The sequence below is a fragment of the Pseudomonas sp. PDM03 genome (genome assembly GCF_014852385.1).
Lineage (GTDB): Bacteria > Pseudomonadota > Gammaproteobacteria > Pseudomonadales > Pseudomonadaceae > Aquipseudomonas > Aquipseudomonas migulae.
On the sequence record NZ_JACVBM010000001.1, the window covers coordinates 697,095 to 717,137 of the forward strand.

The 20,043-nt window shown below is 60.9% G+C and carries 17 protein-coding genes; 16 read left to right on the forward strand and 1 reads right to left on the reverse strand.

Annotated elements, in window-relative coordinates; translation table 11 throughout:
• The first annotated feature begins 54 nt into the window (after positions 1-54).
• The 16 genes from IB254_RS03285 (at position 55) to IB254_RS03360 (ending at position 19,033) form a co-directional block, all read left to right on the forward strand.
• Positions 55-1,143: a polyamine ABC transporter substrate-binding protein gene (locus IB254_RS03285; protein ID WP_192416386.1), complete on the forward strand. Its 1,089-nt coding sequence runs from the start codon at positions 55-57 to the stop codon at positions 1,141-1,143.
• Positions 1,140-2,441, forward strand: coding sequence for an NAD(P)/FAD-dependent oxidoreductase (locus tag IB254_RS03290; RefSeq protein WP_192416387.1), 1,302 nt, complete (start codon positions 1,140-1,142; stop codon positions 2,439-2,441). Before IB254_RS03285 ends, IB254_RS03290 begins: the two co-directional genes overlap by 4 nt.
• Before the next feature lie 773 nt (positions 2,442-3,214).
• The gene (locus IB254_RS03295; RefSeq protein ID WP_192416388.1) at positions 3,215-3,811 is read left to right on the forward strand and encodes a paraquat-inducible protein A; all 597 of its coding nucleotides are present in this window, start codon (positions 3,215-3,217) and stop codon (positions 3,809-3,811) included.
• A complete protein-coding gene (locus IB254_RS03300; protein ID WP_008038428.1) occupies positions 3,808-4,458 on the forward strand; it encodes a paraquat-inducible protein A in 651 nt (216 codons plus the stop codon). Before IB254_RS03295 ends, IB254_RS03300 begins: the two co-directional genes overlap by 4 nt.
• Entirely contained in the window at positions 4,439-6,094 is a 1,656-nt protein-coding gene (locus IB254_RS03305) for an intermembrane transport protein PqiB (protein ID WP_192416389.1), read from the forward strand. The genes IB254_RS03300 and IB254_RS03305 overlap by 20 nt, the downstream gene beginning before the upstream one ends.
• A gap of 17 nt (positions 6,095-6,111) precedes the next feature.
• Positions 6,112-6,672, forward strand: coding sequence for a membrane integrity-associated transporter subunit PqiC (locus tag IB254_RS03310; RefSeq protein ID WP_192416390.1), 561 nt, complete (start codon positions 6,112-6,114; stop codon positions 6,670-6,672).
• A gap of 79 nt (positions 6,673-6,751) precedes the next feature.
• Complete coding sequence (locus tag IB254_RS03315; RefSeq protein ID WP_192416391.1) at positions 6,752-7,996, forward strand: MFS transporter; 1,245 nt, start codon at positions 6,752-6,754, stop codon at positions 7,994-7,996.
• 77 nt (positions 7,997-8,073) lie between these two features.
• A complete protein-coding gene (locus IB254_RS03320) occupies positions 8,074-8,589 on the forward strand; it encodes a sigma-70 family RNA polymerase sigma factor (protein ID WP_192416392.1) in 516 nt (171 codons plus the stop codon).
• Complete coding sequence (locus tag IB254_RS03325) at positions 8,590-9,567, forward strand: FecR domain-containing protein (protein ID WP_192416393.1); 978 nt, start codon at positions 8,590-8,592, stop codon at positions 9,565-9,567.
• Positions 9,568-9,669: 102 nt separating this feature from the next.
• On the forward strand, positions 9,670-12,099 hold the full coding sequence (locus tag IB254_RS03330; protein WP_192416394.1) for a TonB-dependent receptor: 2,430 nt from the start codon (positions 9,670-9,672) through the stop codon (positions 12,097-12,099).
• Between the two features lie 65 nt (positions 12,100-12,164).
• A complete protein-coding gene (locus tag IB254_RS03335; protein ID WP_192416395.1) occupies positions 12,165-13,352 on the forward strand; it encodes an ABC transporter substrate-binding protein in 1,188 nt (395 codons plus the stop codon).
• Entirely contained in the window at positions 13,349-14,410 is a 1,062-nt protein-coding gene (locus tag IB254_RS03340; RefSeq protein ID WP_192416396.1) for a FecCD family ABC transporter permease, read from the forward strand. The genes IB254_RS03335 and IB254_RS03340 overlap by 4 nt, the downstream gene beginning before the upstream one ends.
• Positions 14,404-15,159 (forward strand): ABC transporter ATP-binding protein, encoded by a 756-nt coding sequence (locus IB254_RS03345; protein WP_008038420.1) that lies wholly within the window; start codon positions 14,404-14,406, stop codon positions 15,157-15,159. Before IB254_RS03340 ends, IB254_RS03345 begins: the two co-directional genes overlap by 7 nt.
• Positions 15,160-15,350: 191 nt before the next feature.
• Positions 15,351-16,364 (forward strand): iron ABC transporter substrate-binding protein, encoded by a 1,014-nt coding sequence (locus IB254_RS03350; RefSeq protein WP_008026448.1) that lies wholly within the window; start codon positions 15,351-15,353, stop codon positions 16,362-16,364.
• Between the two features lie 3 nt (positions 16,365-16,367).
• Positions 16,368-17,966, forward strand: coding sequence for an ABC transporter permease (locus IB254_RS03355; protein ID WP_192416618.1), 1,599 nt, complete (start codon positions 16,368-16,370; stop codon positions 17,964-17,966).
• The gene (locus tag IB254_RS03360) at positions 17,963-19,033 is read left to right on the forward strand and encodes an ABC transporter ATP-binding protein (RefSeq protein WP_192416397.1); all 1,071 of its coding nucleotides are present in this window, start codon (positions 17,963-17,965) and stop codon (positions 19,031-19,033) included. Before IB254_RS03355 ends, IB254_RS03360 begins: the two co-directional genes overlap by 4 nt.
• Here IB254_RS03360 and xerC read toward each other — a convergent pair.
• Positions 19,030-19,920, reverse strand: coding sequence for a tyrosine recombinase XerC (xerC, locus tag IB254_RS03365; protein ID WP_192416398.1), 891 nt, complete (start codon positions 19,918-19,920; stop codon positions 19,030-19,032). The genes IB254_RS03360 and xerC overlap by 4 nt on opposite strands.
• Positions 19,921-20,043 lie beyond the last annotated feature (123 nt).

Below are 20,043 nucleotides of genomic sequence, written 5' to 3' on the forward strand. Positions count from 1 at the left end.
TACAGAGGGACAGTAAAACTCAGGAAGAATCCAACAACTCCAAGAGGTGTCGATATGCGTCTATTGAAATCCGTGGTCCCGGTCGCGCTGGCCCTGCTGTTCAGCGCTATTGCCCAGGCTCAACCACAGGTCAGCGTCTACAACTGGACCGATTACATCGGCGAAACCACCCTCGCCGACTTCCAGGCTACATCCGGAATCAAGGTGATCTACGACGTTTTCGACTCCAACGAAACCCTGGAGGGCAAACTGCTCGCCGGTCGTACCGGGTATGACGTGGTGGTGCCGTCCAACCACTTCCTCGCGCGCCAAGTGAAGGCCGGCGCGTTCCTCAAGCTGGATCGCGCACAGCTGCCGAACTTCAAGAACCTTGACCCGAAACTGCTGGCGCTGCTTGAGAAAAACGATCCGGGTAACGAGCACTCGGTGCCTTACCTGTGGGGCACCAATGGTATCGGCTACAACGTCGACAAGATCAAGCAAGTGCTGGGCATCGATCACATCGACTCCTGGGCCGTGCTGTTCGAACCGGAAAATATCAAGAAGCTCAGCCAGTGCGGCGTGTCGATGATGGACTCGGCGGATGAAGTCTTCCCCGCGATCCTCAACTACATGGGCATGGACCCGCGCAGCGAAAATCCCGAGGACTACAAGAAGGCCGAAGCCAAGCTGCTGAGCATCCGGCCTTACATCACCTACTTCCACTCATCCAAGTACGTGTCGGACCTGGCCAACGGCGACATCTGCGTGGCGTTCGGTTATTCCGGCGACGTGTTCCAGGCCGCCAACCGCGCCAAGGAAGCCAAGAACGGCGTGAACATCGCCTACGCGATTCCGAAGGAAGGCAGCAACCTGTGGTTCGATTTGCTGGCGATTCCTGCCGACGCCAGCAACACGAAAGAGGCGCACGCCTTCATCAACTACCTGCTCGACCCACAAGTGATCGCCAAGGTCAGCGCCTCGGTCGGTTACGCCAACCCCAACCCGGCCGCCAAACAATTCATGGACCCTGAGTTGGTGAACAATCCCGAGGTTTATCCGCCTCAGGAAGTGCTCGACAAACTCTACATCTCGACCACCCCGCCCCAGGCGATCATGCGGCTGATGACCCGTTCCTGGAGCAAAGTGAAGTCCAACAAATGAATCAGTACAACCACGAACATGCGCGTTCCTATTACGCGGCATCGGCCCATACGCTGACGCCCTTCCCTGCGCTGGAAGAGGACCTTGTCGCCGATGTCTGCGTGGTCGGCGGCGGGTTTACCGGGGTCAACACGGCCATCGAACTGGCTCAGCGCGGGCTCTCGGTGATTTTGCTGGAAGCCCGGCGGATCGGCTGGGGCGCCAGCGGGCGCAACGGTGGCCAGTTGATCCGCGGCATTGGCCATGACGTCAGTGGTTTCGCCCGGCACGTCGGTGTAGAAGGAGTGCGTTACCTGGAGCGCGCGGGGACCGAATCGGTGGAACTGGTGGGTAAGCGCATCCTCGAGCACGGCATCGATTGCGACCTGCGCTGGGGGTTTTGCGAACTGGCCAATACCAAGGCACAGTTCGCGGCGTTCAAGGCCGAGCAGGAAGGCCTTTTCGAATCGGGTTACGCCCATGAAACGCGCTTGGTCGGGCCGGAGCAGATCCGTGAACACGTGGTGAACTCAGGCGTGTATGCCGGTGGCCTGGTGGACATGGGGTCGGGGCACTTGCACCCGCTTAATCTGGTGCTCGGTGAGGCGCGACTGGCGCGATCGCTTGGGGTGCAGATCTTCGAACAGAGCCCGGTGCTGGAGTTGATTCATGGCAATAGCGTGCAGGTGCGTTGTACCGGTGGCACGGTGCGCGCCGGCAGTTTGGTGCTGGCGTGTAACGCGCACCTGGACGAACTCGAACCGAAGCTCAGCGGCAAGGTGCTTCCGGCGGGCAGCTACATCATCGCCACCGAGCCATTGGCGCCTGACGTCGCAACGCAGTTGATCCCGCGGAACCTGGCGCTGTGCGACCAGAAAGTCGGCCTGGATTACTACCGGCTCTCGGCGGACCGGCGTTTGCTGTTCGGCGGTGCCTGCCATTATTCCGGGCGTGATCCGGCAGACATCGCCGCCTACATGCGCCCGCAAATGCTCAAGGTGTTCCCGCAACTGGCCGATGTGCGCATTGATTATCAATGGGGCGGCAAGATTGGTATCACCGCCAATCGCTTCCCGCAGGTCGGGCGCTTGAGCCAGCATCCGAACGTGTTCTACGCACAGGGTTATTCCGGTCACGGCCTGAACGTGACCCACTGGTGCGCCAAACTGCTGGGCGAAGTGATTCATGCCGGGCACAGCCAAGGCTTCGACGTATTCAGCGCCGTGCCCCACATGACCTTCCCCGGCGGCCCGAAGCTGCGATCACCGCTGCTGGCCCTCGGCATGTTCTGGTATCGCCTGCGCGAAATCCTTGGCTAAATTGCTGGCGATGGCGCCCCCAACATCACCGCAAGCCTCAAGGCCCGATCGCCAGCAAGCCGGCTCCTACAATGGCCGTGCGCAGCCGATCCACCGGGTAAACACAAACCCCTGTAGGAGCTGGCTTGCTGGCGATGGCGCCCTCAACATAACCGCAAGTCTCAGGCCGCCATCGCCGGCAAGCCGGCTCCTACAATGGCCGTGCGCAGCCGATCCACCGGGTAAACACAAACCCCTGTAGGAGCTGGCTTGCTGGCGATGGCGCCCTCAACATCACCGCAAATCTCAGGCCCAATCGCCGGCAAGCCGGCTCCTACAATGGCCGTGCGCAGCCGATCCACCGGGTGAACACAAACCCCTGTAGGAGCCGGCTTGCTGGCGATGGCGCCCTCAAGATCAGCGCAAGTCTCAAGGCCGCCATCGCCGGCAAGCCGGCTCCTACAATGGCCGTGCGCAGCCGATCCACCGGGTAAACACAAACCCCTGTAGGAGCTGGCTTGCTGGCGATGGCACCCTCAACATCACCGCAAATCTCAGGCCCAATCGCCGGCAAGCCGGCTCCTACAATTGCCGTGCGCAGCCGATCCACCGGGTGAACACAAACCCCCTGTAGGAGCCGGCTTGCTGGCGATGGCGGCCGAAAGATCAGTGCAGGACTCAAGGCCCGATCGCCGGCAAGTGGCTCTTAGTCCGCCTTTTAATTTGCTCAATCGCAAGGCACTTCTATATTGAGGAGGTGCTCTGACTTTCCTGCCTCCTGGCGAGTGCGGCCTATGGCTACGACTGACCAACTGATCATCTGCGAGCACTGCGACTGCGTGTATCAAAAAGTCACGCTCGCCAAACATCAGAAAACCCTCTGTACGCGCTGCGGCGGCGTGCTTCAGCGCTATAACGGCCTGACGGTGGAGCAGCGGCTGGCGCTGACCGTCACCGCGCTGATGCTGTGGATGTTCGCCAATTTCTACCCGGTCATGAGCATCAGCCTGCAAGGCCTGAAAAACAGCGCGACGCTGTGGGATTCGGTGCAGGCCCTGAGTCTGGGCCCGATTACCTTCATCGCGATGGTGGCGGCCATCTCCATGATCATCGCGCCGATTTTCCAGTTGCTGCTGCTGATCTGGGTCCTGAGTTTTGCCCTCGCCTCCCGTCGTTCGCCGGGTTTCAAATTCTGTATGCGCTGGCTGGAAACCCTGCGGCCCTGGAGCATGCTGGAAGTCTGCCTGCTGGGGGCGATGGTCGCGGTGATCAAGCTTGCCGGGTTGCTCGACGTCCTGCCCGGCATCGGCCTGTTCGCCCTGGCCATCCTCAGCCTGATGATGATCCGCATCGCCGGGCGCGATGTCCGTGAACTGTGGGATGTCTTATGACCACGCCACCAGTCGCCAGCGAACTCAACCTGTGTCTCTGCCACAGCTGCGGCCTGGCCTGTGACATGACCGGCGACCCCCACGAATGCGAACGCTGCGGAGCGCCGCTGCATCGGCGCAAAACCAACGCCCTGACCCGAACCTGGGCCTACTTGATCACATCGTTGGTGTTTTACATCCCGGCCAATGTGTTACCGGTGATGAACACCAAAATGGTCGGCAGCGGCGCGGACAGCACAATCATGGGCGGTGTGCTGGATTTCTGGCAGCACGGCGCCTGGGACATCGCCCTGATCATTTTCATTGCCAGCATCGCGGTGCCGGGCATCAAGTTCGTCGCCCTGTCGTTATTGCTGGTGACCGTTCAGCGCGACAGTGATTGGGCGCGCAAGGAGCGCTCAAAAATGTACCGTTTCGTCGAGCTCATCGGTTATTGGTCGATGCTTGACGTGATCGTGGTCGCCCTGGTGGCTTCGTTGGTGAAGTTCCAGGCGCTGGCCGATATCGAACCGCGCGCGGGCATTCTGTTTTTTGGTCTGGTGGTGGTGTTCACCATGCTGTCGGCGATGAGTTTCGACCCACGTCTGATCTGGGATCAGCAACATTCCGAAAACGAGGAGGTCATGGATGAAGTCTCAAGCCGCTGACGGGCCGCAAGCTCCCGGGCAGGCCCCCATCAAGACCCGCCGCTACAGCGTTTCATTGGTGTGGATCGTGCCGATTGTCGCGGTGCTGGTGGGTATTTCGCTGGTGGTGCACAGCATTTTGCAGGAAGGACCGACCATCACCGTCACGTTCAAGACCGGTAGCGGCCTGACCGCCAACAAAACCGAAGTCAAATACCGCAACGTGGTGATCGGGCATGTCTCCGACGTGGAACTGAGCGGCGACCAGAAAAGCGTCAACGCCACCATCAAACTGTCCAAGCAGGCGGAAAGTTTCACCCGCGAAGATTCGCAATTCTGGGTGGTACGACCCCGCATCGGTGCTGGCGGTGTGTCGGGCATCGATACACTGCTGTCCGGGGACTACATAGGCGCCGACATCGGCCAGGCCAATGCCCGGTCGAAGAATTTCACCGGACTGGAAAATCCGCCCCCCATTACCTACGGCGAACCCGGAAAGCGCTTTACGCTGCACACCCAGGACCTGGGCTCGCTCGACATTGGTTCCCCCGTCTACTACCGCAAAATTCCGGTCGGCCAAGTGGTCGCCTATGCCTTGGATGCCGACGGCAAAGGGGTGAACCTCGAAGTCTTCATCCATTCGCCCAACGATGCCTTCGTCACCGATAACACCCGGTTCTGGAATGCCAGCGGCATTGATGTCAACGTCGGCGCCAACGGTTTTTCGGTGAAGACCGAGTCGCTCTCGTCCATTTTGGTGGGCGGCATCGCGTTCAGGGCTCCGGAATACAGCCCCAACGATAAACCGGCGCTAGAGGACAAAGGCTTCGAGCTGTTCGAAGACCAGCAAACCGCCCTCGCCCCGCCCAGCGGCAAGGCGCAGTTCCTGAGTTTGCGTTTCGACCAGGCATTGCGCGGGCTGAAGGTCGGTGCGCCGGTGGAATTCCTCGGCATCGAGTTCGGCAGGGTCGTGTCAGTCAATCTGGATTTCGACCCGAAAAAACGCAGCTTTCCGGTCAACGTCGGCATCGTGATCTACCCACAACGGCTCGGCCAGGCCCACGCCAGAATGCTTGAAGCGTTGAAGCATGACCCCAATGACGAAGCCGCCGGCGTACGGTTGATGGGCAGCTTCATCGAAAACGGTCTGCGGGCCCAGGCCCGCAGCGGCAACCTGTTGACCGGCCAGTTGTACATCGCACTCGATTTCTATCCCAAAGCGGAGAAAGTCGTGTTCGACCCGACCGCCCGCCCTGTCAGCATTCCCACCATTCCTGGCAGCCTCGAACAGTTGCAGGAAAAACTCGAAGGCATGGTCAACAAGATCAACCAACTGCCCATCGAGCGCATCGCCGGCAACCTCGACAGCAACCTCGTAGAGCTGCGCAAGGGCCTCGCGCAATTCAACGCCAAGACCCTGCCTGGCGTGCAAACCACCCTGGCAGACGTCAGCAAAACCCTGCAATCGGCCAGCTCGACCCTTGCCGAAGACTCGCCGCAACGCGAGCAATTGACCCAGACCCTGGAAGAACTCGGGCGCATGTCGCGCTCCCTGCGTGAGCTCTCGGATTACCTGGGCCGGCATCCAGAGTCGCTGATTCGCGGTCGTCCCAATAACGCAGCACCGACGGACCTACAGGGCCCACCGCGCAACTGACCACAGGAGCAACACCCATGGCTTTTCCGCTGAAGATTACCTTGGTCACTGCGTGTCTACTGCTCGCCGCCTGCCGCAGTGACCCGATTCAGTTCCACACCCTGACCCCGGCACAATTGAGCGGCACCGCACGAGGCAACGGCGGGGAAATCCAGATCGAAAGCCTCAGCGTACCGCCCCAGGTCGATCGCCCGCAGATCGTCATTCGTCAGGGCAATAGCGGCCTGGCAATTCTCGAAACCCAATGGTGGGCCGCGAGTCTGGTGGACGAGTTGCGCAGTGCTCTGGTGGATCAACTGGCCAACAGCAGTCCGCAACGAAGAGTGTCAGTACGTCTGGATGTGCAACGCTTTGACTCGATTCCCGGGCAGTACGGTTTGATCGACGTCAAATGGCGCCTGCGCAATCCCGGCGAAGGCGATAGCACGCTGATTACGTGCCGCAGCACCTTGCAGACGCCTTCAGGCCCCTCCATTGATGACTTGGTGGTGGCCCAGCAAAACAACGTCAAACGCCTGGCCGCGTTGATCAGCCAGGCAGCAACCACTGCGAAGCGAGGCTGTCCGTCTGCCAACTGACACCGATACAGAACGCCCGATATGGTTTTCCCTCGATGGCAAAGCACGTAGGATGCCGGCCAACCACCGAGGCTGACCGATGTTCCATTCAGGCACTTTTCAGGGTTCCAGCGTCAGAATCCTGATTTATCTTCTGTTCACGATCCAGCTCATCTCCATGGGGGCGATGGAAATGAGCGGCCCGTTCTGGCCGGTCTACCTGCGCGGGCTGACCTCGTCGGAATCGCTGTTCAGTTTCGCCAGCATCGCCGTGTACGTCGGCCCGATGCTGGGCATCATGCTGACCAGTGCCTTCTGGGGCCGGATCGGCGACCGTTATGGCCACAAGTTGATGATGATTCGTGCCTTGGCCGGTTTGTCGTTGACTCAGTTGGGGTTGGCACTGTGCAGCGATATCTGGGTGATTCTGCTGCTGCGCTTCCTGCAAGGCGCTTTTGCCGGGTATATCGCGCCAGCCCAGGCTTACGGGGTCAGTATCGAGGCGCCTTCACGGCGGGCCCGTCTGTTTGCGATCCTGCAAATCTCCACCAACGTCGGCTCGTTGCTCGGCGCAGTGGTCGGCGGTCTGATTCTCGATTACGCGACTTTTTTCTGGATCAATCTCATCGCTTCGGCGCTCTGCGCGGTGTGCACCGTGGTGGCGGCCGTGACGTTGCCGGATGTGCCGCCCGTGAAAAAAACGCCGGTGGTGGATGCTGCGCCGCAGCCGGGTCGGGCACGCGGCGTGTGGCAGGGCTCGCCCCTGATGTCGCTGCTGGGCGTAATGGGCATTCTGCTGTTGGCGCGGATGCTGCCGCAGACATCGTTTTCGTTGTACGTCAGCTCGGTGTTTGAAGTCGGCAATTCGGTCACGGGCCTGTGTTACGGTTTGCTGGCACTGGGCTTCATCCTTTCGGCGACCCGCTGGGCACGCTACTTCGAACACCGGACCCAACAGCAAACCCTGCAGCGAATGTCCTGGGTTGTCATTGGCTGCATCGGCCTGACCGGCGTCGCCGGCCTTACCCGAAACCCGGCCGTGTTTGTCATGGCCTACTTCCTGTGGGGCGTGCTGCTGGGCGCCACGACGCCGGTGCTGATGGCGCTGATTTCCAAAACGGTCGACAGTTCGCAACAGGGCTACGTACTGGGAGTGGCTCAAAGCACCGCGCAACTGGCCTCCATCGCAGGTATTTCCCTGGGCGGTTTGCTCAGTCAGGTCTACGGCCTGCAATACACCTATCTGACCGTTTGCCTGGCCTACGCAATGGCCTTGGTGCTCATTGTCGCCTTGCGTTATCGATCAGTACTGTTGCAACCGGACGAAGCGCCACGCTGCGACTGATCAGCCTCCCCCTTGCGCCGCAGGGGTGCAGTCACTTAGGATTGGGAATACTTCTCAATCGCTAAAAATTATCATCCATGAGCGATACCCTGCCCGCGACTCATCACAATCACCTGCGCGCGATCGAGGCTCTCTATACCGGCCATCACGGCTGGTTGTACGCCACGCTGCGCAAAAAACTGGGCAACGCCATGGATGCGGCGGACCTGGCGCAAGACACCTTCACACGCATACTGGCCTCCAGGGTCGCGGTCATTGAACAACCCCGCGCCTACCTGAGCTGTGTGGCCAAGGGCATTCTGGTCAATTGGTATCAGCGCAAGGCGCTTGAACGCGCCTATCTGGATGCCCTCGCGCTGTTGCCTGCTCCTGAAGCACCCTCGCCCGAATTGCGTTTCCTCGTGCTGGAAACCCTGCATGAAATCGACGCGATGCTCGACGCCCTGCCGCCGCTGGTCAAACGCGCGTTCCTGCTGTCGCAGATCAGCGGGCTGAAATACGACGACATCGCCACGCAACTGGACGTGTCGCTGATCACCGTGAAGCGCTACATGAAACAGGCCTTCGTTCAATGCCTGATGCTGGTGGAATGAATGTCGACCTACGCCACGCCTACTCAGATTGATCCACAAGTACTCGACGAAGCGGCCGAGTGGCTGATGCGCATCAGCGAAGGCGACCTTGACGATACCGAGCGCGCCGAGTGGGAATGCTGGCGCGTCAGCAGCCCTGAACGCAGCCGCGCCTGGGGCCGGGCCCAACTGCTGCAAAGCAAGCTGGGCGGCCTGCCCCCGTCATTGGCGATGTCGGCGCTGGATCGTCCGAGCAATCCCGAGCGCCGCGTGGCCCTCGGCAAACTGGCGATGATACTGGCCGTGTTGCCCGCCGGTTGGGGCAGTTGGAAGCTGGTTGAAACCCAGCAATGGTCGGCCGACTACCGGACCTCCGTGGGCCAGCAACGCGAGTTGACGCTGGCCGATGGCTCGCGCATTACACTCAACACCGATTCGGCGATCGATGTGCTGTTCGACGCCCGTCAACGGCTGATCAATTTGCGTGAAGGTGAAATCCTGGTGCAGACCGCGCCGGATGCAGCCCCCCAGTCCCGACCGTTTCTGGTGACCACCCGTCAAGGGCGAATGCAGGCATTAGGCACACGGTTTACGGTGCGCGAACTGCAAGCCCGCACTCAACTCGCGGTGCTGGACGGCGCTGTCAGGGTGGAACTGCCCGGTGGCAACGGCGTAACACCCTTGATCGTCAATGCAGGGCAACGCACCGATTTTTCATCGCAGGCTTTCGGCCTGCTGAACCCGGTGGACCGTTCCGTCAGCGCCTGGACCCAAGGCATGCTGATGGCCGACAACATGCGTCTGGCCGACTTCGTCGCGGAACTGGCGCGTTATCGCAAAGGCTTCGTGCGTTGTGATCCGGCGATTGCCGATCTGCGCATTTCTGGCGCGTTTCCCATCAGCGATACCCAACGCACCTTGAACATGCTGGTGCAAACCTACCCGGTGCTCGCAACCGGCCACTTGAGCGGTTATTGGGTGACGCTCTCCCCCGCCTGAACCTCGCGCAAAAAAAAATGGCTGAGCAGGTGATACTTTTTTTGATCTCGACTGGCAAGGAAAGGAAGAACTTCTCAACCTCGTCGAAAGGGTCATCACTCCATGTTCGTTGCACGCCCTCTGCGTTCGGATCGCTCACTCAAGCTGGCTATCCGCAGCGCGCTGCTAAGCCTTGCCCTGACCGGCGTCGCCTGCCCCGTTGCCCTTGCCGCGCCAGCGTCACTGGATGCCACTGCGACCCGCGCCTACAGCATTGCCCCCGGCCCGCTGGGGGCAACCTTGTCGAAGTTCGCGGTGGACGCCGGCATTGCGCTGTCATTCCAGCCATCGATGACCGAGGGCCTGATGAGTCCGGGGCTTTCCGGCACGTACTCGACCCAGGAAGCGATCACCCGACTGTTGTCCGGCAGCGGTCTGCAAATAGTGCCGCGCACTGATGACAGCTACACCCTGGCGCCGATCCCGGCCAACAGCGAGGGTGACCTGACCCTTGCCGAAACCACGATCAACGGCACCGACGGTCGCAAGGGCAGCTTGCCGCCAGCCTACCCGGGCGGTCAGGTCGCCCGTGGCGGGCGTCTCGGCATGCTGGGCAACAAGGACGTGATGGACGCGCCGTTCAGCGTCAGCAACTACACCTCGACGTTGATGAAAGATCAGCAGGCCGTGACAGTGGCCGATGTGCTGGAGCGCGACTCCTCGGTACGCTCCACTGGCCAGACCGGCGGCATTGTCGATTCCTTCTTCATTCGCGGCTTCCCGGTGGGCGAAGGCAACCTCGGCGAACTGGCGTTCGACGGTGTATACGGCGTTGCACCCAACTACCGGGTCTTCACCGAATACGCCGAGCGCATCGAAGTGATCAAGGGCCCCGGCGCCCTGCTGTACGGCATGTCGCCCAACAGCGGTGTCGGTGGCGTGATCAACGTAGTCCCCAAGCGTTCTCTCGATGAGGACCTGACCCGTTTCACCGCCAGCTACGCCATGGATTCGCAGATCGGCGGGCACGTCGATGTCAGCCGCCGCTTCGGCGAAGAACGCCGCTTCGGTGTGCGCGTCAACGGCAGCACCCAGCAAGGTGACACGGCCATCGACGATCAATCCCGGGACGTCGACATCGGCGCCATCTCGCTGGACTATCAGGGTGATCGCCTGCGAACCACCCTGGACCTGATCAGCCAGAAAGAACAATTCGACGCCGCGTCCCGTCCGTTTCTCATTGCCTCGGGCGTGGAGATTCCCTCCGCCGCCAACGGCCGCACCAACGTGAGCCAGGACTGGGGATGGGCCGAAACCCGCGATAAATCGGCCCTGCTCGGTGCCGAGTACGACCTCAACGACGCCTTGACCGTGTTCGCCCACGCCGGTGGCGGCCGGTCGGACGTGAAGCGGATGTCTGATCAGACCCCGACCATTCTCAACAACGCGGGTGACACCTCTTCAATCCCGGGCTACTACAAATTCGAAGTCGAGCGCTACACCGTCGACGCCGGTGCCCGCCTGCGCTTCGACACCGGTCCGATCAGCCACAGCACCACGTTGCAGGTCACCCGTTACCGCGACGAGCTGAAACGCGGCATCATTTCCGGCCCGGCCGTGCTGTCGAATATGTACCACCCGATCGACCGTCCGAAACCGTCCATTGCCGAACCGGATGCCCTTAAAGTTTCCGAGACAGAACTGTCGGGCGTGGCGTTGGCCGACACCCTTTCGGTACTGGATGAGCGCTTGCAGGTCACTGTCGGCCTGCGCAAGCAGAACATCGAATCCGATAACTTCAACGCGGCCGGCGCCGTCACCACGTCTTATGACGAAAGCGAGACCACGCCGCTGTTCGGGGTGGTGGTCAAGCCCTGGGACCACGTGTCGTTCTACTACAACTACATCGAAGGCTTGAGCAAGGGCGACATCGCGCCGGCCACCGCGTCGAACTCCGGCGAGATCTTCGCGCCGTACATTTCCCGCCAGCAGGAAGTCGGGGTCAAGGTCGACTACGGCACCTTCACCTCCACGCTCAGCCTGTTCCAGATCAAGAAACCCGCCGGCGAGCTGGCCTCCGGTGTGTTCTCGGTACAAGGTGAACAGCGCAACCGGGGCGTGGAGTTGAACGTGTTTGGCGAGATCGCCCAAGGCACTCGCCTGCTCGGTGGCGTCACCGTCCTCGACGCCGAACTGACCAAGACCGGAACCGTTGCCAATCGCGGCAACAAACCGGTGGGCGTGCCCGAGGTCCAGGCCAACTTATGGGCCGAGTGGGATACGCCGTGGATCGAAGGTTTGACGCTGACCAGCGGCGCGATCTACACCGGCAGCCAATACGTTAACCAGGCCAACACCCAGGAACTCGACCCCTGGACCCGGTTCGATGTAGGCGCACGTTACGCCACGCGCATCGCGGATCGTCCGACCACGTTCCGGGCCACGGTGCAGAACGTTTTCGACCGTGAGTACTGGTCCGGAGTCGCGTCCTATGGCGCCTTCTCACAAGGTTCGCCGCGCACCCTGCAACTGTCGGCGACCGTCGACTTCTGAAACGTTCAGCCCCGGGCAACGGCCTGAGCCGTTGCCCGGTCTGGCTACCTGCAAAGGTTTCAACCATGGCAACTGTTCATCCACGCCGCCACGCCTTCGCGGCCCTGCTATTGGCGGGACTGCTGGGCGTGGTGTGGTTTTCTCTGGCGCCGCGCACCGCGCTCGCGGCGAGTCCGGATCCCGCCGCCGTCACGATCACTGACCTGCTGGGCCGCAAGGTCAAGGTTCACCTCCCGGTCAGGCGGGTGATTCTCGGCGAGGGGCGCCAGTTGTACCTGGTCGCCGCGCTGGATACGCAAAACCCCATCGAGCGCATCGTCGGTTGGCGCAAGGACTTGATTCAGTCCGACCCTGACACTTACGGCGCCTATCTGCGCAAGTTCCCCGACATCGCCAGGATTCCCACGTTCGGCGGCTTCGAGGACGGCACCTTCGACATCGAGCAAGCGATCTCGCAACAACCGGACGTCATCGTCCTGAACATCGAAGCGCAGCACGCCACCGAAGATGCGCGCTACATCGAGAAGCTCGACGCGCTGGGGATCCCGGTGGTCTACGTCGATTTTCGCAACAACCCGATGCAAAACACCGAGCCGACCATGCGCCTGTTCGGCCAGTTGTTTGGCAAGGAGGCGCGCGCCGAGGCGTTTATCGACTTTCGCAATCAACAGATCCGTCGTGTCACCGACGTCATCGAGGCCAAACACCCTGCGCGGCCCAATGTATTCATCGAGCGAATCGGTGGGTACACCGACGATTGTTGCCTGAGTTTCGGCAACGAAAATTTTGGCCTGTTTGTCGACATGGCCGGTGGCAACAACATCGCCAAAAGTATCATTGTGAACACCTTTGGCCAGTTGAACCCCGAACAGGTGATCGTCGCCAACCCGGATCAAGTGGTCGTCACCAGCGCCAACTGGCAAGCCTTTGCGCCCGGCGGTCGCTGGGTGGGCGTCGGACCGGGCGCGGATCTGGCACAAGCGCGGCACAAACTGGCCTGGTACACCCAACGTCCGGCCTACGCGGGTATCAAGGCGCAGAACGATCAAGCGTTTCATGCCATCTGGCACCAGTTCTACAACAGCCCTTATCAATTTGTGGCCATCCAGCAATTGGCCAAGTGGTTTCATCCGGCGCTGTTTGCCGATCTGGATCCCGACGCCGCGTTTCGCGAACTCCACGAACGCTTCCTGCCCGTGCCCTACCAGCCGGGCTACTTCGTCAGCCTTGAGAAAACCGGGGGCAAGCCATGAGTTCGTTAGGCGAACTGCCTATTGCGCAGAGCGTGACGTACCGTCAACGGGTCCTGCGAAAACGGCTGATCCTGGCTGCGCTGGCGGTGTTGCTGGTGTTCAGCGTGCTGCTCGATCTGGCACTGGGGCCGGCCAGTTACAGCCTGAGTGAAGTGCTCGGCGCCCTGTTTTCACCGGACACGGCATCGGCGCAAGTGCGGGTGGTGATGTGGGACATCCGCTTGCCGGTCGCGCTGATGGCAGTTGCGGTCGGCGCGGCGCTGTCGCTGGCCGGTGCGCAGATGCAGACGATCCTCAACAACCCGCTGGCCAGTCCGTTCACCCTGGGCCTTTCTGCTGCCGCCAGTTTTGGTGCGGCAATGGGGCTGGCTTTCGGGGTGGCGCTGTTTCCGCTGGCGGCGCAGTACATGGTGCCGCTGAACGCGTTCATCATGGCCATGCTTTGCGCGCTGCTGATTCACTTTCTGAGCATGCGTCGCGGCGTAACCGCCGAAACCATCGTGTTGCTCGGCATTGCCCTGGTATTTACGTTTAACGCGTTGTTGGCACTGGTGCAGTTTTTTGCCACCGAGCAAGCGGTGGCGGCCGTAGTGTTCTGGACCATGGGCAGCCTGACCAAAGCCACCTGGCCAAAACTCGGGGTGATTTGCGCGGTGATCCTCATCACCCTGCCGATCTTCGCCAAACGGGCCTGGGCCCTGACGGCCCTGCGTCTGGGCGATGACAAAGCCGCGAGCTTCGGGATCAACGTGCGCAGCTTGCGCTTCCAGACGCTGATCATGGTCAGCCTGCTCGCCTCGTTTCCGGTGGCCTTCGTCGGCACCATCGGTTTTATCGGGCTGGTCGGTCCGCACATCGCCCGGATGCTGATTGGTGAAGATCAACGGTTCTTTTTGCCGGCGTCATTGCTGACCGGTGCGCTGATTCTGTCCGCCAGTTCGGTGGTCAGCAAAACCCTGATCCCTGGCGCGATTTTCCCCATTGGCGTGGTCACTTCGCTGATCGGCGTGCCGTTCTTCATCTCTTTGATCCTTGGCGGGAAGAAAAACACATGGTGAAGCTCCAGCTTGAAAACCTTGGTGCCCGCTATGGCCAGCGCGAGATCATTAGCGGCGTGACCACGGCAACGTTTATCGGTGGCCAAGTGGTCGCAGTGGTCGGGCCCAATGCAGCGGGTAAATCCACCCTGTTCAAACGCATGGCCGGGCTGATTGACGGCCCGGGACAGGTCAACTTGCAGGGCTCGAAAAAGGGGCCGCAGGGCATCAGCTATATGCCTCAGGGCTTGAATGCCAGTGCCCGACTGACCGTCTATGAGTCCGTGCTGCTGGCCCGCAAACAACTGACGCCGGGGTGGGTCGTTCACGACGACGAGCTGAAACTCGTGGACCAGATTCTCGACGCGCTCGGCATCACCGAACTATCCTTTCGCAACCTCGGTGAACTCAGTGGCGGGCAGCAGCAATTGGTATCGATCGCACAAACGCTGGTGCGCGAACCGGAAATCCTGCTGATGGACGAACCGACCAGCGCGCTGGACATGCATCGGCAAGTACAAGTGCTGAACTTCATGCGCGCACTGGCACGTAAACGCGAAGTCATTGTATTTATTGCCATCCATGACCTGAATCAAGCGCTACGTTTTGCCGATCAGGTATTGGTGATTGCCAATGGAACGTCCCGGGGAAGCGGCCCCAGCGCTGAAGTAATCACCGAACAGATGCTGCGCGAGGTCTACGAGGTCGAAGCCAGAATCGAGATTTGCAGCCGTGGCCAGCGCCATATCCTGATCGACGACATCGTTTGAATCAGATCGACCGGGCAAGGGGCTGAGTCACTGCTAATCTGAATGAAAATGACATGTATTAACGGTTTATTTAACGTTTTTTTCTCATTGTACCCACTACATTCCAGCGATCCGAAACATGCAAATGATTCGCATTGGTTGAACCGCGAATTCCTGCGCATGACGCCCAAAAAACAGGAGCTGCCCGAAGCATGAATCGCCATATCCCCTCTTTCCTGAAAAAAGCCCTGCTGGCCACTGCCCTGCTGAGCGCCGGCCACGTTTACGCCGCCGATGCAGACGGTATCGTGGTCTACAACGCCCAGCACGAAAGCCTGACCAAAGCCTGGGTCGAAGGTTTTACCAAGGAAACCGGGATCAAGGTCACGATACGCAATGGCGACGACACTGAAATGGGCAATCAGATCGTGCAGGAAGGCGCGGCCTCCCCGGCTGACGTGTTCCTGACCGAAAACTCCCCGGCCATGGTGCTGGTGGACAACGCCGGGCTGTTTGCGCCAGTGGCGCCGACCACCCTGGAACAGGTCGATGCAGCCTACCGTCCGGCCCATGGCAAATGGGTCGGGATCGCGGCGCGCTCCACGGTGTTTGTCTACAACCCGGGCAAACTACCCGAAGCCGAATTGCCGAAGTCGCTGATGGACCTCGCCGACGCCAAGTGGAAAGGCCGTTGGGCAGCCTCGCCGGCCGGTGCCGACTTCCAGGCGATTGTCGCCGCCGTGCTGGAGCTCAAGGGCGAAGCCGCCACGCTTGAGTGGCTGAAGGGAATGAAAAACAACTTTACCGCGTACCGAGGCAACAGCTCGGTGCTCAAAGCGGTCAACGCCGGGCAAATTGACAGCGGCGTGATTTATCACTATTACCGCTTCGGTGATCAGGCCAAGACCGGCGAGAACAGCAAGAACACCGCCCTGCACTACTTCAAGCACAAAGACCCGGGCGCGTTTGTGAGTATTTCCGGTGGCGGTGTCCTGGCGTCCAGCCAACACAAGGATCAAGCCCAGGCGTTCCTGAAATGGGTCACCGGCAAAGACGGCCAGGCGATCCTCAAGACCGGCAACTCCTATGAATACGCTGTAGGCAAGAACGCTGAATCCAACCCCAAACTGGTGCCGCTGCAGCAGCTCGACGCGCCGAAAGTCGACGCCTCGAAACTCGACAGTAAAAAAGCCGTGGAGCTGATGACTCAGGCCGGACTGCTCTAATTGATACCTGAAACATTACCGGCGGGCGTCGCTGAGGCGATTCCCGCACCTTTACGCCACCGCTCCCGCGGATTGTTCGTGGGTCGCGGCGGTGCGTGGGTGATCGGTTTGTCGGTGCTGGTTTCTCTGCTCGCGCTGCTGCCCATCGCCTTTGTCATCGGCGTGTCCGTACAAACTGGCTGGTCGACCTTGCTGGCACTGGTGTTCCGGCCACGGGTTGGCGAGCTGTTGATCAATACGGTGTTGCTGGTGTTGATCACGATCCCCTTGTGCATCGCGCTGGGCGTGACACTGGCCTGGCTGACCGAGCGCAGCGATCTGCCGGGGCGACGCTGGTGGTCGTTACTGGCGACCGCGCCGCTGGCGGTTCCGGCATTCGTCCACAGCTATGCCTGGGTCAGCCTGGTGCCGCCGATTCACGGGCTGTTTGCCGGGGTTCTGGTGTCGGTCATCGCCTACTTCCCCTTCCTCTACTTGCCGATTGCGGCGACCTTGCGTCGGCTCGATCCGGCCATTGAAGATGTCGCGCAATCGATGGGGCTCAAGCCCTGGGCCGTATTTTTTCGCGTCGTGCTGCCGCAGTTGCGCCTGGCCATTTGCGGCGGCGCCTTGCTGGTCGGGCTGCACCTGCTGGCCGAATATGGCCTGTACGCGATGATCCGCTTCGACACCTTCACCACGGCGATCTTCGATCAGTTCAAATCCACCTTCAACGGACCTGCCGCGAACATGCTGGCCAGTGTTCTCGCGCTGTGCTGCCTGGCGATGCTCACCGTCGAGTCGACGGCGCGTGGCAATGCGCGTTATGCCCGCGTCGGTTCCGGAAGCGCCCGGGAGCAGCAGCTCGTGCGCCTGAAAAAGGTGCCCACCGTGCTCGCACTGACCTTGCAAATCGTGACCTGCGCCCTCGCGCTCGGGGTGCCGTTGATCACCTTGGGCAAGTGGCTGATCGCCGGTGGTGTGCACGTCTGGCAGATGGCCGACTTGATGCCGGCACTGCAACAGACGCTGCTGCTGGGGATTGCGGGTGCTGCCCTCACCACCTGCGCTGCGATCCCGATTGCCTGGCTGTCGATCCGCTCGCCGGGGCGACTGCAACGGGTCCTCGAAAGCTGCAACTACATCACCAGCTCATTGCCGGGCATTGTGGTCGCCCTGGCCTTGGTGACCGTCACGGTACATTTCGCCCGGCCGATTTATCAGACTACGATCACCGTACTGCTGGCGTATCTGCTGATGTTTTTACCCCGTGCGCTGGTCAGCTTGCGGGCGGGTATCGCCCAGGCGCCGGTGGAGCTGGAGAACATCGCGCGCAGTCTCGGTCGCTCGCCCGGCCGCGCACTGTGGCTGATTACCCTGCGCCTCGCCGCGCCCGGTGCAGCCGCCGGCGCCGCGCTGGTGTTTCTGGCGATCACCAATGAATTGACCGCCACCTTGCTGCTCGCGCCGAACGGCACGCGCACGCTGGCGACCGGGTTCTGGGCGTTGACCAGCGAGATCGATTACGCCGCTGCCGCGCCTTATGCCTTGCTGATGATCCTGCTGTCACTTCCGTTGACCGGGCTCCTCTATCACCAATCCAAAAAAACGGCTGGCCGATGAACGCTCTTGAACTGCATTCGATCTGCAAATCCTATGGCTCGCAACGCGCCCTGGAAAACATCAGCCTGTCGGTGCCGACGGGCAGCCGCACGGTGATCGTCGGGCCTTCCGGTTCGGGCAAAACCACCTTGTTGCGCATGATCGCCGGTTTCGAGTTTCCGGACGTGGGTCGCCTGACACTCAACGGCCAGACGTTGGTGGACGACACCCACGAAGTCCCGGCGCACCAACGCCAGATAGGTTATGTCCCGCAGGACGGCGCCCTGTTCCCGCACATGACCGTGGCTGCCAATATCGGTTTCGGCCTGTCGACCAAGGGTGCGCAAAAACAGGAGCGTATTGCTGAACTGATGGACAGCGTGGCACTGGATTCCAGCATGGCCAATCGTTGGCCCCACGAGCTTTCCGGCGGCCAGCAACAACGTGTGGCTCTGGCGCGGGCATTGGCGCAACAGCCGCGCCTGATGTTGCTCGATGAGCCGTTTTCCGCGCTCGACACCGGCTTGCGCGCGGCCATGCGCAAACTGGTCGCGCGGTTGCTGGCAGACGCCGGGGTCACCACCATCCTGGTGACCCATGACCAAAGCGAGGCGCTGTCGTTTGCCGATCAACTGGCGGTCATGCGCGATGGCCAACTGGTGCAGTCAGGTCATCCACTGGACCTCTACCGCTACCCCGGTGACGAACAAACCGCGCTGTTTCTCGGCGATGCGGTGGTCATGCCCGCCAGGATCGAGGCTGGCTGGGCGCATTGTGATCTGGGGCGGATCCCGGTCAACAACCATCGCAACAACCGTTGCGCGCAGATCATGCTGCGGCCCGAGCAGTTGCAAGTGGTCGGCATCGTGCCGAGCGCGGTGGAGGCCACCGGGTGTCGCGCGGTGGTGACCGAGCGGGATTTCAGCGGCAATACCTGCACCTTGACCGTGGAACTGGAGTCGTTGCCATCCGCCGAGCAGCCCGGTCGCACACTCATGGTTCGCAGTTCGGGCCTGTACGCACCACCCACCGGCAGTGCGGTGCACGTCTCCACCATCGGTCACGCCCACGTGTTGAGCGAAGCTTAAAGGTCGAAACGATCCACGGCCCGTCGCCGCTCGTTGTCATCCCGCACGTCGTAGTTGGCGGTTGTCTGGATATTGCTGTGATGGGCGAGTTTCTGCGCGATTGACAAGTCATGTTCCTCGATCGCCCGGGTAATGAACGAGCGGCGAAAATCATGGGGCATGATCTTCACCCCAACCTGCGCACCGCGCTGGCGGGCGATGTAATAGATCGCGTGCTTGGTGATGCGCTCACGGGTGATGTGGCTGCCACGGCGAATGCGATTGAACAGGAACGGATCGTCCACTTCGCCGTCCTTGAGTTGCGAGCGGCGCAGCTCCAGCCAGGCATCCAGCTTGGCGAATGCCCAGGCCGGTGCGTATTTGATCAGTTGCTTGTTGCCTTTGGCGGTCACCCGCAGGCTGCGCTCGGTGAAGTCAACCTGATCGAGGTCCAGGTTCACCGATTCCGACTTGCGCATGCCTGAACCATACAGAATCCCGATGATCGCCGCGTCTCGCAGGCCTTGTGGCCGAGGGTCCGCGGCACAGACCGCCATCATTTCCTGGATCAGCGAGCGCCGCAGGTTGCGCCCCTGAGACAGGCGCGTACCGGCAATCCCCTTGACCGAACGCATTTTCAGCAAGTGTTCCTGGCTGATCAGGCTCATGCGCCACGCTTCGTTCATCACCCCGCGCACAGCGTTGACGTACAGCGACGACGTATTCGGCGCGTAGCCATCCTCACGCAGTGCCGCGACCAGCGCGATCACATCCTCGGGCTGAAGCTCGTGCCAGGGAATTTCCTCGACGTTCATGTCTTCGAAGCCCAGACGATCGGCGGCATCCTGCAACACATAACGCATGGTCAGTTGGCTGGACGGCGCCAGTCGCGCCAGATACACGGTCATCGGGCTCTTTGCAGCAGTTGAATCAGCAACAGGTAAGTCAATCAAAACAAAACGGCCTTGAGTGGAAACAGATCATTAAAACAACTAAGGATTGAAACATCCTTCATATAAAGCGGAACACTT